Below are 15,347 nucleotides of genomic sequence, written 5' to 3'. Positions count from 1 at the left end.
GACACGATGGATCAGGCACCATGACAGCGACCGAGGCGCTACGCGAGATCCCACGACTCGCGCCCGGCGACCGCGGCCTCCCCTGGATCGGCCGGCTGCTCGACTACTCCCGCGACCCGGTCGGCTTCTATCGACACCAGTGGGAGACGTACGGTCCGGTCTCGCCGTTCTTCCGTGCCGGCGAGGCCGGGGTGGTCGCGCTCGGACCGGACGCGTGCGAGGCGGTTCTGCGCAACAAGGACAAGGCCTTCGCCAACGGGCCGGCCTGGGGGCAGATCGTCGGCCCCTTCTTCGACCGCGGCCTGATGCTGCTCGACTTCGAGGAGCACCACGCCCATCGCCGCATCATGCAGGAGGCCTTCACCCGGGACCGGCTCGCCACCTACACGACCGCGATGCACCCGGCGATCGCGCAGGGCATGCGCGGCTGGGCCAACGCGCCCGCGTTCCAGGCCTATCCGCGGCTCAAGCAGCTCACCCTCGACATCGCCGCGGACATCTTCATGGGTGGTGCGGCCGAGACCAGCCGAGCCGAGATGGACCGGGTCAACAAGGCGTTCATCGCCTGCGTGCAGGCGGCCGCCGGTGTCGTACGTGGCGATGTGCCGATGACTCGCTGGGGCAGGGCGTTCCGCGGCCGCAAGGTGCTGGAGGGCTTCCTGCGCCACTACCTGCCCGCCAAACGGGCCACCGCGAGCGACGACATCTTCTCGGTGCTGTGCCACATCGAGACCGACGACGGCGAGCGGTTCAGCGACGAGGACGTCGTCAACCACATGATCTTCCTGATGATGGCCGCGCACGACACCTCGACCATCACCTCCTCGACCATGCTCCAGTACCTCGGCCAGCATCCGCAGTGGCAGCAGCGCTGCCGCGAGGAGTCCCTCGCGCTCGGCGAGGCGCCGACGATGCAAGAGATCGACGACCTCAGCAGCCTCGACCTGGTGATGCGGGAGGCGCTGCGGCTGCGCGCCCCGGTGCCGGCGCTGATCCGGCGTACGGTCAAGGAGACCAGCCTCCTCGGGGTCCGCATCCCGGCCGACATGGGCGTGATGGTCGGGGTCCAGTTCAGCCACATGATGGAGGAGTACTGGACCAACCCGAGCGTCTTCGACCCCGAGCGCTTCGCGCCGCATCGGCGCGAGGACAAGAGCCACCGGATGGCGTGGGAGCCGTTCGGCGGCGGGGTGCACAAGTGCATCGGGCTCTACTTCGCCGGTCTCGAGGTCAAGTCGATCCTGCACCGGCTCCTGCGCAACTACCGATGGAGCGTCTCCCCCGGCTACCGCGCGCCCCTGGACAACAGCTCGCTGCCGTTCCCGAAGGACGGCAACCCCATCCAACTGACCCGGATCTGAGGAGATCGATGACCACGAAGACAACGGAGGCCGAAAGCGTACGTCCCGGATGGGTCGACGAGGCACGGCTCGCCTCCTGGACCCGATGGGTTTCGGCTCCGGTCTCGGGTGGCGACGGCACGCTGACCGCAGTCGCACCCTATGACGCCCAGCCGACCGCCCCGGTCCCGTCGGTGACCGCCGCGGACGTCGCCGAGGCCGCGGCGGCAGCGCGGGCAGCCCAGCCCGACTGGGCCACGCTGGCCTTCCAGGACCGCGCCGAGGTCATGCTCCGCTTCCACGACCTGCTCGTCGAGCGCCAGGAGGAGGTGCTCGACCTGATCCAGTGGGAGATGGGCAAGGCCCGCTTCCATGCCTGGCAGGAGATCCTCCAGGTCGGCACGATCGCCCGCCACTACGCCCGGCGCGGCCCGACGTACCTGGCCGACAAGCGGGTCCGCGGGGCCATCCCCGGCATCACCTCCGTGAAGGAGGTGCGGGTGCCGAAGCAGGTCGTCGGGATCATCTCGCCGTGGAACTACCCGCTCTATCTCGGGGTCGGCGACGCCATCCCGGCGCTGCTCGCGGGCGCGGCCGTGATCAGCAAGGCCGACCCGCAGGCGCCGCTGACGCTGCTGTGGGCGAGGGCGCTGATGGCCGAGGCCGGGCTCCCCGAGCACGTCTGGCAGGTCGTCACCGGGCCGGGAGCGGCCACCGGTGAGGCGGTCATCGACAACGTCGACTACATCGCCTTCACTGGCTCGACGGCCACCGGGCGGATCGTGGCCCGGCGCGCCGCGGGCCGGCTGATCGGCGCCTCTCTCGAGCTCGGCGGGAAGAACCCGCTCATCGTCCGCCGCGACGCCGACCTCGCCCAGGCGGCTCGTGGCACGGTGATGGCGGCCTTCGCCAACACCGGTCAGATGTGCGTCCACATCGAGCGCGTGGTGGTGCACGAGGACGTCTACGACGCCTTCCGCCAGGCGCTGGTCGCCGAGACGGAGAGCCAGGTCGTCGGACAGACCTTCGACTACTCCGCCGACGTCGGGTCGCTGGCCTCGCAGGCGCAGCTCGACAAGGTCACCGCCCACGTCTCCGACGCGGTCGCGAAGGGCGCGACGGTGCTGGCCGGCGGCGAGCCGCTGGCCGAGGTCGGTCCGTACGCCTTCGCCCCGACGATCCTGGAGGGCGTGACCGACGAGATGGATCTGTGTCTCGGTGAGACCTTCGGCCCGGTCCTCGCGCTCTACCGCGCCGACAGCGACGAGGAGGCGGTCCGGATCGCCAACCAGGGCGAGGCCGGGCTCTCGGCGAGCGTGTTCAGCAAGAACGTACGCGAGGCCGACATGATCGCTCGGCGCATCCGCGCGGGCGCGGTGAACATCAATGACGGCGCCGCCCTGGCGGCCGGGAGCATCGAGGCAGGTATGGGTGGCATGGGATCGAGCGGACTGGGCCGACGGCACGGCGCCGACGGGATCCGGAAGTTCACCGACGCCCAGACCGTCGCGGCCTCCCGGATGGGCCCGATCGGGCCGTTCAAGGGCCAGACGGTCGAGAAGTTCGTGGCGCTCGGCAACGGGCAGCTCAAGGCGCTGCGGAAGCTGGGTGCCCGATGAGCGCGCAGCCCGGCGAGCACAACCTGGCGGTCCTGGCCGAGGAGTCCTATGCCCGCCACGGTGACCACCCGATGGTCTTCTTCGAGGGCACCTGGCACTCGTCCAAGGAGATCGCCGAGCGGTCCGCGCGGGTCGCCGGCGGCCTGCGCGGGCTCGGGATCGAGCCCGGCGACCGGGTCGTGGTGCTCACCATGAACACCCCGGAGGTCTTCGTCAGCTACCGCGCCCTGTGGCGCCTCGGCGCGGTGGTGACCCCGGTGATCTTCCTGCAGACCCCGCCCGAGCTGCGGCACATCCTGGAGGACTCCGGAGCCACGGCGGCCATCGTCACGCCCGAGCTGCTGCCGCTGGTGCAGGCTGCCGGCGAAGGTCTCGAGCTCACCGTCGTCGTGGCCGGGGACGTGCCTGAGGGAACGGATGCGGTGGCGTACGAGAGCCTGGAGAGCGCCGACCCGATCGACATCGCCCCGCGCGGTGACGACGATCTCGCGGCGCTGCTCTACACCGGCGGCACCACCGGACGTGCCAAGGGCGTGATGCTCAGCCACCGCGGGCTGTGGGAGTCCGGGCACGCCCTCCACCGGGTCGGGGAGAGCCAGGGCACGACACGGTGGCTGCTGCCGCTGCCGCTCTCCCACGCGTACGGCCTGATCGTGGTGATCAGCGGCATGCACTCGTCGCGGCCGCAGAGCTCGGTGCTGCAGCGGTGGTTCGACGCCAAGGGATGGCTCGAGCTCGCCCAGGAGCACCGGGTCGAGTCGAGCACCGTGGTCCCGTCGATGCTGCAGATGCTGCTCGACCAGCCCTACCAGGACTACGACCTGAGCTCGCTGCGCTCCTTCGGCAGCGGTGGCGCGCCGCTGCTGCCGGCGCTGCGGGAGAAGGCCGAGGAGGCCTTCGGCGTGACCATCCTGGAGGGCTACGGCTGTACGGAGTCGAGCGCGGTCATCGCCGCCTCGACCGTCGAGGAGTCGCGGCCCGGCAGCGTCGGCAAGCCGCTCTCGCACGCCGAGGTGATCATCGCCGGGCCGTCCGGTGAGCCGGTCCCGACCGGCGAGGAGGGCGAGATCTGGGTGCGTGGCCCCGGAGTCATGCAGGGCTACTGGAACGACCCGGCGCAGACCGCCGCCACCGTCGTCGACGGCTGGCTGCACACCGGCGACATCGGCCACTTCGACGCCGACGGCTACCTCTACGTCGACGACCGGATCAAGGACCTGATCATCCGGGGCGGGTTCAACGTCTTCCCCCGCGACGTCGAGGACGCGCTCCTCGCCCACGAGGCGGTCACCGCCGCCGCGGTGGTCGGGCGCCCGGACGCTCACAAGGGCGAGGAGGTGGTCGCGGCCGTCGCCCTCCATCCCGGCGCACGCACCACCCCCGAGGGGCTGATCGCCTTCGTCAAGACGCGGCTCGCGCCGCACAAGTACCCCCGCGAGGTGCTCATCCTCGACGCCGTCCCCGTCACCAGCGTGGGCAAGACCGACAGAAAAGCCGTACGCAGCTTGGTCCGCACCACCGAAGGAGAGTCATGACACGCCAGATCGAGGGAACCGCCGTCATCGTCACCGGAGGCGCCCGCGGGATCGGCCGCGCCACGGTCGAGCGGCTGGCCCGCGCCGGGGCGTCGGTGGCCGTCGGCGACCTGGACCCGGGCCTGCTCGACGATCTGACCGCCGAGTTCGGGTCGCGGGTGAAGGCCGCACATCTCGACGTCACCGACCCCGCCTCCTGGCGTACGTTCCTCGACTCGGTCGAGGACATGGGGCCGTGGGACGTGCTGGTCAACAACGCCGGGATCATGCCGCTCGGGTCGGTGCTGAAGGAGGAGGACGCACTCACCCGGGCGATCTTCGAGGTCAACGTGCACGGCCCGATCAACGGGATCAAGGCGGTCGCGCCGGCGATGGTCGAGCGGGGCACGGGCCACATCGTCAACGTCGCCTCGGCGGTCGGGCGGGTGCCGGTGCCGGACGCGGCGACCTATTCGGCCTCGAAGTTCGCCGTGGTCGGCTTCTCGGAGGCGCTGCGGATGGAGCTGGCGCCCTCCGGCGTCGACGTCTCGCTCATCCTGCCGGCGGTGGTGCAGACCGAGCTGGCCGACGGGGTTCCCCAGGCGAAGGGGATGAAGCCGGTCACTCCCGAGGACGTCGCGGCCGCGATCGAGTCGGTCATCCGCGAACCGCGGCCCGAGGTCTGGGTGCCCAACTGGACCCAGGCCCTGACCAAGATCACCCAGGCGATGCCGCGCCGGTTCCAGGACTTCGTCGACCGTGCCACCAACGCCTCGCAGCTGCTCGCCGGCGTGGATCCGGCGGCGCGGGCGGCGTACGAGAAGCGGGTGCGGCGCAACGTACGTTAGGGCCCGGATTGGCCCAAGATTGGCCCAGGAGACGAGGGCCTGATTGGCCGGGCGCGGAGGGCTCTGCGCTCACTAGCGTCACGCTTGTGAAGAACGACGGACTCTCCGTGCCCCAGGGCGCGGCTCTCACCCTCGGTGCGGTGCTCGGCACCGGTGTCATCTCCCTGCCCGCGCTGGCGGCGAGCGAGGCCGGACCGGCCTCGCTCGTGGCCTGGCTGGCGCTGATCGTGCTCTCGGTGCCGCTGGCGGCGACCTTCGCCGCGCTGGGGGCGCGGCATCCGGACGGCGGCGGGGTGGCGACGTACGCACGGCTCGCCTTCAACCAGCACGTCGCGACGATGGTCGGCTGGGCGTTCTACCTGACGATCGGCGTGGGGGCGCCGGTCGCGGCGGGGTTCGGCGGGGCGTACGTCGCCGACGCCTTCGGCGGCGGCCAGAGCATGTCGCTGGCGGCGACGGCGGCGATCATCGTGCTGGTCACCGCGATGAACTGGTTCGGGATCAAGGTGTCCGGAGGCGTTCAGCTGGGGATCGCCGGGGCGATCGCGGTGCTGCTCGCGGTAGCGGTCCTGGTGGCGCTGCCGCATGCCGAGCTGGAGCGGCTGACGCCGTTCGCGCCGCACGGGTGGGGTTCGGTCGGCACCGCGGCGGCGATGCTGGTGTGGGCGTTCGCGGGGTGGGAGATCCTCTCCTCCCTCTCGGCCGACTATCGCGACCCGGCGCGCGACATCCGCCGGGCGACCGTCATCGCGTTGGTGGTCGTCACGGTGCTCTACCTCGGGATCGCCTTCGCCACGGTCGCGGCGCTCGAGTCCACCTCCGGAGCCGCGCCTCTGGCGGACCTGCTCGTGCTCGGCTTCGGGGAGCCCGCGCGGCCGGTCACGGCCGTGGTCGCCGTGCTGCTGACCATCGGGGCGATCAACGCCTACTTCGCCGGCGGATCCCGGCTCGGGGCGTCGCTGGCCCGTGAGGGCGGTCTGCCGCGGGTCCTGGCCGCTCCGGCGTCCGCGATCCCGCGTCGCTCGCTCCTCACGATCTGTGCCGTCGCGCTCGGCACCCTCGCCGTGACCTGGGCCGCGAACGCCTCCACGGACGCGGCGCTGCTGATGGCCTCGGGGACGTTCTCGCTGCTGTACGTGGTGGGCGCGGCCGCCGCGCTGCGGCTGCTGCCGCGGGGTGGGCGGTCGTGGTGGGCTGCGGTCTGCTCGCTTGTCGCGGCGCTGATCCTTCTGGGTCTCACCGGCGCCCATCTGCTCGGCCCGGTGCTCTGCGGCGGGGCCGGTCTGGCCTGGTCGCTGATCGCGTCACGCCGACAGCGGTCACGCCCAGTCCGCGAGGGTGGCCAGCAGCTCGAGCCCGCGGGGCAGGCTCTCTGTCCGGACGGCTCCGTAGCCTAGGAAGAGCCCGTCGCGTCCAGGCAGCAGGCGATGAGCCGCGATCGTGTCCAGCGCCAGCCCCTCGGCAGCGGCACGCTCGGGCAGGTCGGCGGGGAGCTCCGCGTAGGCGGACAGGTGCAGCCCGGCGGCCGACGGGAGCACCTCGACCGGCCAGGTGGAGAGGGTTTCGAGGAGAACCGAGCGGCGCTCGGCGTACGTCTTGGACGCCTTGCGCACGTGACGGGCGAGGAGGCCCTCCTCCAGAAAGCGGGCCAGGGCGGCCTGGGGCTGGACGGAGCCGAAGCCGTCAGTGAGTTGCTTGGCGGCGAGCAGCGCATCGACCAGCGAGCCCGGGGCAACCAGATAGCCGGTGCGCAGGCTCGGCAGCAGCGACTTGGAGAAGGTGCCGACATAGATCACCCGGCCCTGGTCGTCGAGGGCGTGCAGGGGTTCCAGGGGCCGCTCGGTGAACCGGAACTCGCTGTCATAGTCGTCCTCGACGATGCCCGCGTCATGCGTGTTCGCGAAGGCGAGGAGGGCTCGGCGGCGTGGGAGGGAGAGGCGTACGCCGAGCGGGAACTGGTGGCTCGGGGTCGTGTAGACGAGCCGGGCCTGCTCCGGGATCTCCGCGACGACCAGCCCTTCCTCGTCGACCGGGACCGGCACGACCCGGGCGCCGTGAGAGGCGAAGAGGTCGATCGCGGACGGGTAGCCGGGATCCTCGACGGCGACGACGTCACCCGGCTCCAGCAGCACACGGGCGACGAGATCGAGCGCCTGCTGGGTGCCGCTGGTGACCACGATCTGCCCCGGGTCGGCCCGCACCCCGCGGTGGTAGGCGACCGTGTGCGCCAGCGCCTCACGGAGCCTCGGCAGACCGGCCGGCGAGGCGTAGGTGCCGGGATTGTGGCCGCGCAGCCGCGACTCGGCCGCGAGGATCCGCCGCCAGGTGTCGAACGGGAAGAGCTCGGCGTCGGGGATCCCCACCCGCAGGTCGTACGCCGGGACCGCCGCCTCCGCGCTCGTCGGCCGCGGCGCCCAGCGCCAGCCCGGGCGCGGGGTCAGCGACCCGGGGGCGCGGTCCTTTAGCTGCCGCGTGGTCTCGGCGACGTACGTCCCCGCGCCCACGCGCGACTCCAGGAACCCCTCCGCGACCAGCCGCTCATAGACCGTGGCGACCGTGTTCCGGGAGATGCCGAGGTCCTTGGCCAGCGCCCGGCTCGCCGGGAGCCGATCGCCCGCCTTCAACCTGCCCTCGCCGAGCGCGTCGCGCAGCGCCTGATAGAGCGACGCGGATCGTACTGCGCGGTCGGTCAGGTCAAGCGCTAGGTCCACAGCGGGATTTGACCACACCCGGGCGCCGAGCGCGCGATGGTTTCAAGGACAGCCTGCGCAACTCAGGGATCGGTCGGCAGTCCGAGGCGGGTGATGATCTCCTCGGCGGTCTCAGCCGCGGACAGGCGGGTGTTGTCGACCACGGTGTGCGGGAAGTGCAGCGGAAATGGCATCTCCGGGCCGGTCGAGAGCACATGGCGCTCGTTCCAGTCCACGGCGTTGGCCCTCGCCCACTCGGTGTCGCGCTTGGACGGCTTCGCGGCCAGCCGCTCCGGGGTGCCCTCGCGGCTCAGACGGGTCGACATGTCGGCGTACAGCTCGACGCAGTCGACCTTCCCTCCCGCCTCGACCACGGGAGCAACCAGCCTGGTGACGGCCTGCGCGTCCTCGGGAAGCTCGAGCGCCCAGACATAGGTGACGATGAGGCCGGGGAGCCCGGAGGCCACCGCCTCCTCGATCACCCTTCGCCGAAACTCGTCCTTGAGCACGCCGAACGACGGCATCTCCCAGTCGAATACCTCCAGCAGCGGCTCGATCGTGGCGTGGTTGTGGAAGAGGCGGTACGGCGTACGTGCCGCGATCTCCCGGCCCACGCTCATCTTGCCGACCGCCGGTGGGCCGAAGAGGTTGATGAGATGCATGGGGTCAGTGTGGCCGCTGAGTGTCGGTGGTCGCGACTAGGTTTGTCCTCATGAGCACGTCCCAGGCGTTGGCGCGGTTCAGCGACCCGACACGCACGTGGTTCGCGGCCGCCTTCGCGGCGCCGACCGCGGCTCAGGCCGGCGCCTGGGAGGCGATCGGGGCGGGCCGCAACGCGCTGGTGGTGGCGCCCACCGGGTCGGGGAAGACGCTGAGCGCGTTCCTGTGGTCGATCGACAAGCTGCTGAGCGAGCCGGTGCCCGAGAAGAAGCAGCGCTGCCGGGTGCTCTACATCTCCCCGCTCAAGGCGCTCGGCGTGGACGTGGAGCGCAACCTGCGCAGCCCCCTGGTCGGGATCCGGCAGACCGCCGAGCGGCTGGGCGTGGAAGCGCCTGAGGTGCGTGTCGGGGTGCGGTCCGGCGACACGACAGCGGCCGACCGGCGCAAGCTGACCACCGCTCCCCCGGACATCCTGATCACCACGCCCGAGTCGCTCTTCCTGATGCTCACCAGCCAGGCCCGCGAGACGCTGCGGAGCGTCGAGACGGTGATCGTCGACGAGGTCCATGCGGTCGCTGCGACCAAGCGCGGCTCCCATCTGGCGCTGACGCTGGAGCGCCTCGACGCGCTCCTGGACAAGCCTGCCCAGCGGATCGGGCTGTCGGCGACCGTGCGCCCGCTGGAGGAGGTCGCGCGCTACCTCGGCGGCGCCCAGCCCGTCGAGATCGTCGCCCCTCCTGCCGAGAAGCGCTGGGACCTCAGCGTCGTCGTGCCGGTCGAGGACATGACCGCGCCGAGCGCCTACGGCGAGGATGAGGACGACGACGATCCGCAGCGGGCCTCCTCGATCTGGCCCCACGTCGAGGAGCACGTCGCCGACCTGGTCACCGCCCACCGCTCCACCATCGTCTTCGCCAACTCGCGCCGGATCGCGGAGCGGCTGACCGCGCGGCTCAACGAGATCGCCTCCGACCGGGTCTTCCAGGCCGGGCCGCCTCCCGCGCAGGTGATGGCGCAGTCGGGGCAGTCCCACGGCGCGGCCCAGGTGATCGCGAAGGCTCACCACGGCAGCGTGTCCAAGGAGCAGCGCGCGCTGATCGAGGACGACCTCAAGTCCGGCCGGCTGCCGGCCGTGGTCGCGACCTCCAGCCTCGAGCTCGGCATCGACATGGGTGCCGTCGACCTCGTCGTCCAGATCGAGTCGCCACCCAGCGTCGCCTCCGCTCTCCAGCGCGTCGGGCGCGCCGGTCACCAGGTCGGCGAGGTCTCCCGCGGCGTGCTCTTCCCGAAGCACCGCGGTGACCTCGCTCAGACCGCGGTCAGCGTGCAGCGGATGCGGCAGGGCCTGATCGAGTCGATGAGCCTCCCGGCCAACCCGCTCGACGTACTCGCCCAGCAGATCGTCGCCGCCACGGCGCTGGACACCTGGGACGTCGACGAGCTGTTCACGCTCGTCAGAAGGACGGCGTCGTACGCCACCCTCCCCCGCTCCGCCTACGACGCCACCCTCGACCTGCTCGCCGGGCGCTATCCGAGCGAGGAGTTCGCCGAGCTGCGTCCGCGCATCGTGTGGGACCGGGTCGCCGGGACCGTGACCGGGCGACCGGGAGCGCAGCGGCTGGCCGTCACCAGCGGCGGCACCATCCCCGACCGCGGGCTCTTCGGGGTCTACCTGGTCGGCGAGGGCACCGGAAGGCGCGTCGGCGAGCTCGACGAGGAGATGGTCTACGAGTCCCGGGTCGGCGACGTCTTCGCCCTCGGCGCGACGAGCTGGCGGATCGAGGACATCACCCACGACCGGGTGCTGGTGACCCCGGCTCCCGGCATCCCGGGACGCCTGCCGTTCTGGAAGGGCGACTCGCTGGGCCGGCCCGCGGAGCTCGGCGAGGCCGTCGGCGCCTACACCCGCGAGCTCGCCGCGCTGCCTGCGAAGAAGGCCGAGGCGCGAGCGCAGGAGGACGGCCTCGACGCCTACGCCGCCGCCAACCTGGTCACCTACCTGCACGAACAGGCCGAGGCCACCAACGTCCTCCCCTCCGACAGCAACATCGTCGTCGAGCGCTTCCGCGACGAGCTGGGCGACTGGCGGCTGGTGGTCCACTCCCCCTACGGCCGCCCCGTCCACGCACCGTGGGCGTTGGCGATCAACGCGCGGATCCGGGAGCGCTACGGCGTCGACGGGCAGGCGATCGACAGCGACGACGGCATCGTGATCCGGCTCCCCGACACCGATGCCGAGGCGCCGACCGGCGAGATCATCGTCTTCGAGCCCGACGAGATCGAGGACCTCGTGACCACCGAGGTCGGTGGCTCGGCGCTGTTCGCCAGCCGCTTCCGCGAGTGCGCGGCGCGGGCCCTGCTCCTACCCCGCCGCGACCCCGGCCGGCGCTCGCCGCTGTGGCAGCAGCGCCAGCGCTCCGCCGCCCTGCTCGAGGTCGCCTCGCAGTACCCGAGCTTCCCGATCATCCTCGAAGCCGTACGCGAGTGCCTCCGCGACGTCTACGACCTCCCTTCCCTCGTCGGCCTTCTCCGCCGCATCGAGCGGCGCGAGATCTCGATCGTCGACGTCGCCACCCCGACCCCGTCCCCCTACGCCCAGTCGCTCCTCTTCGGCTACGTCGCCCAGTTCCTCTACGAGGGCGACTCGCCCCTCGCCGAGCGCCGCGCCGCCGCCCTCACCCTCGATCAGGGCCTCCTCGCCGAGCTGCTCGGCCGCGCCGAGCTCCGCGAGCTCCTCGACCCTGAGGTCCTGACCGAGGTCGAGTCCGAGCTCCAGCGCCTCGCCCCCGGCCGGCGCGCCCGCGGCGCCGAAGGCATCACCGACCTGATCCGCACCATCGGCCCCCTGACCCTCGAGGAGATCGCCGCCCGAACCACCCCTGCCGAGGCGTCGGGCGCGTCGGCCGAGACGTCACGTACGTCGGCCGAGACGTCACCGACTGACGCCTCGGCCAGCGCGAGTGACGCCTCGGCCGACCGGGGTGACGTCTCGGCGATGCTGGAGGATCTCGCCACGACGCGGCGGGTCGTCGAGGTGCGGGTTGCCGGGGAGGCTCGGTGGGCGGTGGTCGAGGATGTGGCCAGGCTCAGGGACGGGCTGGGGGTGGCGGTACCTCCGGGCGTACCGTCGGCCTTCACCGAGCCCGTCGAGGACCCGGTCGGCGACCTCGTGTCGCGGTACGCGCGCTCGCACGGTCCGTTCACGGCCGCCGACGTGGCCTCGCGGCTGGGGCTGGGCGAGGCGGTCGTCCGGCACACCCTGGCGCGGCTCTCGGCGCGCGGGCGGGTACTCGACGGGGAGTTCCGGCCGGGCGGGAGCGGGCTGGAGTGGTGTGACGCCGACGTTCTCCGCATGCTGCGCCGACGCTCGCTGGCCCGGCTGCGCAAGGAGGTCGAGCCCGTCGAGCCGGCAGCGCTGGGCAGGTTCCTGCCGGCGTGGCAGAAGACGTCCGTACGCAAGGGCGCGCTGCGCGGGGTCGACGGGGTGCTGAGCGTGGTCGACCAACTCGCCGGCTGCCCGGTCCCGGCCAGCGCGCTGGAGAGCCTGATCCTGCCGGCCCGGGTGGTGGACTACGAGCCCGCGTTCCTCGACGAGCTGACCTCCGGCGGCGAAGTGCTCTGGGCCGGCCACGGCACCCTGCCCGGCACCGACGGCTGGGTCTCGCTGCACCCGGCCGACACCGCCGAGCTGACGCTGCCGTCGCCCGCTGAGATGCCGCCAGGACCGCTCGCCGAGCGGCTCCTCGAAGCCCTGGCGCCCGGCGGTGCCTGGTTCTTCCACCAGCTCGCCCGGACCATGGCGGCCGACAGCGAGGAGACTCCGAGCGACGCCGATCTGAGCGCGGCGCTGTGGGAGCTGGTCTGGTCGGGGCGGGTCAGCAACGACACCCTGCTGCCGTTGCGGGCGCTGACCCGTTCCGGCACGCCGTCGCACCGCTCCCGCCGGCCACCGCCGCGCGCCCGGGGCGGGCGCTACACCGGCGGTGCGCGGATGCCGGCCCGGGCCGGTCTTCCGGAGACGGCCGGGCGATGGACGATCCTGCCCGAGCCCGATTCCGACCCGACCAAGCGCGCCCACGCGGCGGCCGAGCGGCTCCTGGACCGCCACGGTGTGGTCACCCGCGGGGCGGTCCAGTCCGAGCGCACCCCCGGAGGGTTCGCCGCCGTCTACAAGGTGCTCAGCGCATTCGAGGACTCCGGCAGGGCCCGCCGGGGCTACTTCGTCGAGGGCCTGGGCGCGGCCCAGTTCGGCACCGCGGGCTCGGTCGACCGGCTGCGTACGTTCTCGCGGGTCGAGCCGGCCGACAAGCCGGTCGCCCTAGCGCTCGCCGCGACCGACCCCGCGAACCCCTACGGCGCAGCGCTCCCCTGGCCGGCCGCGGAGGAGGGCCACCGGCCCGGCCGCAAGGCGGGCGCGATCGTGGTGCTGGTCGACGGCGAGCTGGCGATGTACGTCGAGCGAGGCGGCCGCACCCTGCTGACCTGGTCGGAGGACCCCAACCTCCTCGAGCCCGGCGCCGAGGCGCTCGCCGAGGCGGTCCGGAGAGGGGCGCTGGGACGGCTCACCGTCGAGAAGGCCGACGGCGCCCCGCTGCTCGGCTCGGGAGACACCCCGCTGCGCCAGGCGCTCCAGTACGCCGGCTTCGTCGCCACCCCGCGCGGCCTGCGCCTGACCTCGCCGAGCAGGTGAGGTCGTGCCCGAGGGTGACGCGGTGCTCCGGACCGCCCGCAGGCTCGACAAGGGGCTGGCGGGGCAGGTGCTCAGGCGTACGGACTTCCGGGTGCCGCAGCTGGCCACGGCGGACCTGTCCGGCGGCACCGTGCGAGCGACGCTGACCCGCGGCAAGCACCTGCTCACCCGGATCGACCACCGCACCGGCGAATGGACGCTGCACACCCATCTGAAGATGGAGGGATCGTGGCGGGTCCTCGAGGCGGGCCGGCGCTGGCCGAAGCCCGGCTTCCAGGCGCGCGTGGTGCTCCGCACCGAGAAGACCGAGGCCGTCGGCTTCCTCCTCGGCATCGTCGAGCTCGTCCCCCGCGACCAGGAGGAGCGACTGGTCGCCCACCTCGGCCCGGACATCCTGGCCGACGACTGGGACCCCGACGCAGCCCTCGAACGCCTCGCCCGGCAACCCGAGCGGCCACTCTTCGACGCGCTGCGCGACCAGACCAACCTGGCCGGGATCGGCACGATCTACGCCGCTGAGACCTGCTTCATCGCCGGGATCAACCCGCTGCATACGGTCGCGGATGCCGGCGACCGACTCCCCCGGCTCCTTCAGCGCACCCGCGACCTGATGCAGGCCGACTGGTCACTCTCCCGGCAGATGTGGGTCTACGGCCGCCGGGCCTGCCGGCGCTGCGGCGGCACCGTGACCGTCGCCAAGGTCGGCCCGCCGGGCAAGGAGCGCCCGGCCTACTACTGCGCGAACTGTCAGGCCTAGCGGCTAGCAGCCGTGGAGCAGGCGCAACCGGATCTGGGCGATCCGGACGCGGGTGTCACGCATGTGGCGGGCGACATGCGTCCGCTCGCCGGGAGCGACCGAGGTGAACTCGTCGCGAAGGATGTTCAAGGTCTCCTCCAGCCCGAAGAGCTCGGCCTCGAGCAGGTCGGGTGAATGCACGTCGCCCTCGAGAAACGGTGACGGCACCGTCAGGTCTGGAAGCTCGTTCTCGACTGCCATGGTCATCGCACCATCTCCCCATGAATGCGCGAGCCCGTGGTGGGCTCACATCGGCAAGGAGACGGAACGGTCCGCGTTGAGACACGGACGCGAGAAACTCCCCCAGATTGGGTAGAGAATCAGGCGGCTGCGGCGTCGGCCGCGGCGCGGACCGGCATCCGGAGGATGGTGGCCTCTTCGAGGGCGACCGCGTCGGAGACGTCGCGAAGTACGTCGGAGAGGGCGACGTCGAGGGCGCTGCAGAGCGAGGCGAGGAGCTCGGAGGAGGCTTCCTTCTGGCCACGCTCGACCTCGGAGATGTAGCCGAGGCTGACTCGCGCCTCCGCGGAGACTTCACGCAGGGTCATCCCACGCTCCAGCCGCTGGGCACGAAGCACCTCGCCGAGAAGTCGACGGAAGAGCACCATTGCGGTCAGCCTCCTACAGTTCACAAGTCACCGACATCTGGGTGACGTCTGGCTCCAACGCTACCTGACCCTTCGATGTTCCCGCCGAAGTAGTCCGAGTAGTTCATCAACAGCGAACAAACACGTATCACGCTGGATCTCTGCGCGCGAGCCCGACAGCCCGAGAAGCGTCGTTGTTTCACCGTGCGGACCGGAAACGCCCAGATAGACCGTCCCGACGGGCTTTCCCTCCTGCTCCTCGGGCCCGGCCACGCCCGTAGTCGAGAGTCCGTACGTCGCCCCCGACCGCTCCCGTGCCCCCGCGGCCATCGCCGCCGCGCACTCCGCGGAGACCACCCCGACGGTCTCGATCACCGAGACGGGGACACCCAACAGGGTGTGCTTCAGCTCCGTCGCGTACGTCACGAAGCCTCCGCGAAACGTCTTCGACGCTCCCGGAGGCTCGGTGAGCATCGCGGCCAGGCGTCCGGCAGTCAGGGACTCGGCGGTGGCCACTGTCGCTCCGATCTCACGCAGCGCGGCGTTCAGCTCCTCGACGGCACTCATGGCGATGACGGTAGCGGTCCGGTCGTCGCAGTGACG

Annotated in this window: 12 protein-coding genes; 7 read left to right on the top strand and 5 right to left on the bottom strand. The window is 71.8% G+C overall.

Translation table 11 applies throughout. The features are described 5' to 3' along the window. Positions 1-20: 20 nt before the first annotated feature. The 5 genes from ABZU72_RS22255 (at position 21) to ABZU72_RS22235 (ending at position 6,718) form a co-directional block, all read left to right on the top strand. A complete protein-coding gene (locus tag ABZU72_RS22255; RefSeq protein ID WP_355020981.1) occupies positions 21-1,361 on the top strand; it encodes a cytochrome P450 in 1,341 nt (446 codons plus the stop codon). 8 nt (positions 1,362-1,369) lie between these two features. Further along, positions 1,370-2,959, top strand: a complete 1,590-nt coding sequence (locus ABZU72_RS22250) for a succinic semialdehyde dehydrogenase (protein ID WP_355020980.1) — start codon at positions 1,370-1,372, stop codon at positions 2,957-2,959. Then, positions 2,956-4,494, top strand: a complete 1,539-nt coding sequence (locus ABZU72_RS22245) for an AMP-binding protein (RefSeq protein ID WP_355020979.1) — start codon at positions 2,956-2,958, stop codon at positions 4,492-4,494. The genes ABZU72_RS22250 and ABZU72_RS22245 overlap by 4 nt, the downstream gene beginning before the upstream one ends. Then, on the top strand, positions 4,491-5,321 hold the full coding sequence (locus ABZU72_RS22240) for an SDR family oxidoreductase (RefSeq protein ID WP_355020978.1): 831 nt from the start codon (positions 4,491-4,493) through the stop codon (positions 5,319-5,321). Before ABZU72_RS22245 ends, ABZU72_RS22240 begins: the two co-directional genes overlap by 4 nt. Before the next feature lie 86 nt (positions 5,322-5,407). After that, positions 5,408-6,718, top strand: coding sequence for an amino acid permease (locus tag ABZU72_RS22235; protein WP_355020977.1), 1,311 nt, complete (start codon positions 5,408-5,410; stop codon positions 6,716-6,718). On the opposite strand, the gene ABZU72_RS22230 is transcribed toward ABZU72_RS22235, so the two are convergent. Further along, positions 6,641-8,032 carry a PLP-dependent aminotransferase family protein gene (locus ABZU72_RS22230; RefSeq protein ID WP_355020976.1) on the bottom strand — a complete coding sequence of 464 codons (1,392 nt, stop codon included), beginning with the start codon at positions 8,030-8,032 and terminating at the stop codon, positions 6,641-6,643. The genes ABZU72_RS22235 and ABZU72_RS22230 overlap by 78 nt on opposite strands. Before the next feature lie 62 nt (positions 8,033-8,094). Then, positions 8,095-8,673 (bottom strand): AAA family ATPase, encoded by a 579-nt coding sequence (locus ABZU72_RS22225; RefSeq protein ID WP_355020975.1) that lies wholly within the window; start codon positions 8,671-8,673, stop codon positions 8,095-8,097. Between the two features lie 50 nt (positions 8,674-8,723). Between ABZU72_RS22225 and ABZU72_RS22220 the strand changes: the two genes are divergently transcribed. Beyond that, entirely contained in the window at positions 8,724-13,361 is a 4,638-nt protein-coding gene (locus ABZU72_RS22220; RefSeq protein WP_355020974.1) for a DEAD/DEAH box helicase, read from the top strand. A gap of 4 nt (positions 13,362-13,365) precedes the next feature. Next, positions 13,366-14,118, top strand: a complete 753-nt coding sequence (locus ABZU72_RS22215; RefSeq protein ID WP_355020973.1) for a DNA-formamidopyrimidine glycosylase family protein — start codon at positions 13,366-13,368, stop codon at positions 14,116-14,118. A 3-nt stretch (positions 14,119-14,121) separates the two neighbouring features. Here ABZU72_RS22215 and ABZU72_RS22210 read toward each other — a convergent pair whose 3' ends face one another. The 3 genes from ABZU72_RS22210 to ABZU72_RS22200 all read right to left on the bottom strand — a co-directional run bounded on the left by ABZU72_RS22210 (position 14,122) and on the right by ABZU72_RS22200 (position 15,311). After that, positions 14,122-14,364 (bottom strand): hypothetical protein, encoded by a 243-nt coding sequence (locus tag ABZU72_RS22210; RefSeq protein ID WP_355020972.1) that lies wholly within the window; start codon positions 14,362-14,364, stop codon positions 14,122-14,124. Between the two features lie 113 nt (positions 14,365-14,477). Beyond that, positions 14,478-14,765 carry a helix-turn-helix transcriptional regulator gene (locus tag ABZU72_RS22205; protein ID WP_040754988.1) on the bottom strand — a complete coding sequence of 96 codons (288 nt, stop codon included), beginning with the start codon at positions 14,763-14,765 and terminating at the stop codon, positions 14,478-14,480. Positions 14,766-14,825: 60 nt separating this feature from the next. Next, positions 14,826-15,311: a CinA family protein gene (locus tag ABZU72_RS22200; protein ID WP_355020971.1), complete on the bottom strand. Its 486-nt coding sequence runs from the start codon at positions 15,309-15,311 to the stop codon at positions 14,826-14,828. Positions 15,312-15,347 lie beyond the last annotated feature (36 nt).

Origin of the sequence: Nocardioides sp. NPDC004968, assembly GCF_040608935.1 — a bacterium.
Taxonomy (GTDB): Bacteria; Actinomycetota; Actinomycetes; order Propionibacteriales; family Nocardioidaceae; genus Nocardioides.
Note: the sequence above shows the minus strand (reverse complement) of the source record. Positions and strands in the feature narration are given on the sequence as shown.

What these genes read in the sequence shown, in the direction of transcription:
- ABZU72_RS22255 (WP_355020981.1), top strand. Translation starts at nt 21, where the DNA reads ATGACAGCGACCGAGGCGCTACGCGAGATCCCACGACTCGCGCCCGGC.
- ABZU72_RS22220 (WP_355020974.1), top strand. Translation starts at nt 8,724, where the DNA reads ATGAGCACGTCCCAGGCGTTGGCGCGGTTCAGCGACCCGACACGCACG.
- ABZU72_RS22210 (WP_355020972.1), bottom strand. Translation starts at nt 14,364, where the DNA reads ATGACCATGGCAGTCGAGAACGAGCTTCCAGACCTGACGGTGCCGTCA.
- ABZU72_RS22250 (WP_355020980.1), top strand. Translation starts at nt 1,370, where the DNA reads ATGACCACGAAGACAACGGAGGCCGAAAGCGTACGTCCCGGATGGGTC.
- ABZU72_RS22245 (WP_355020979.1), top strand. Translation starts at nt 2,956, where the DNA reads ATGAGCGCGCAGCCCGGCGAGCACAACCTGGCGGTCCTGGCCGAGGAG.
- ABZU72_RS22225 (WP_355020975.1), bottom strand. Translation starts at nt 8,673, where the DNA reads ATGCATCTCATCAACCTCTTCGGCCCACCGGCGGTCGGCAAGATGAGC.
- ABZU72_RS22240 (WP_355020978.1), top strand. Translation starts at nt 4,491, where the DNA reads ATGACACGCCAGATCGAGGGAACCGCCGTCATCGTCACCGGAGGCGCC.
- ABZU72_RS22205 (WP_040754988.1), bottom strand. Translation starts at nt 14,765, where the DNA reads ATGGTGCTCTTCCGTCGACTTCTCGGCGAGGTGCTTCGTGCCCAGCGG.
- ABZU72_RS22200 (WP_355020971.1), bottom strand. Translation starts at nt 15,311, where the DNA reads ATGAGTGCCGTCGAGGAGCTGAACGCCGCGCTGCGTGAGATCGGAGCG.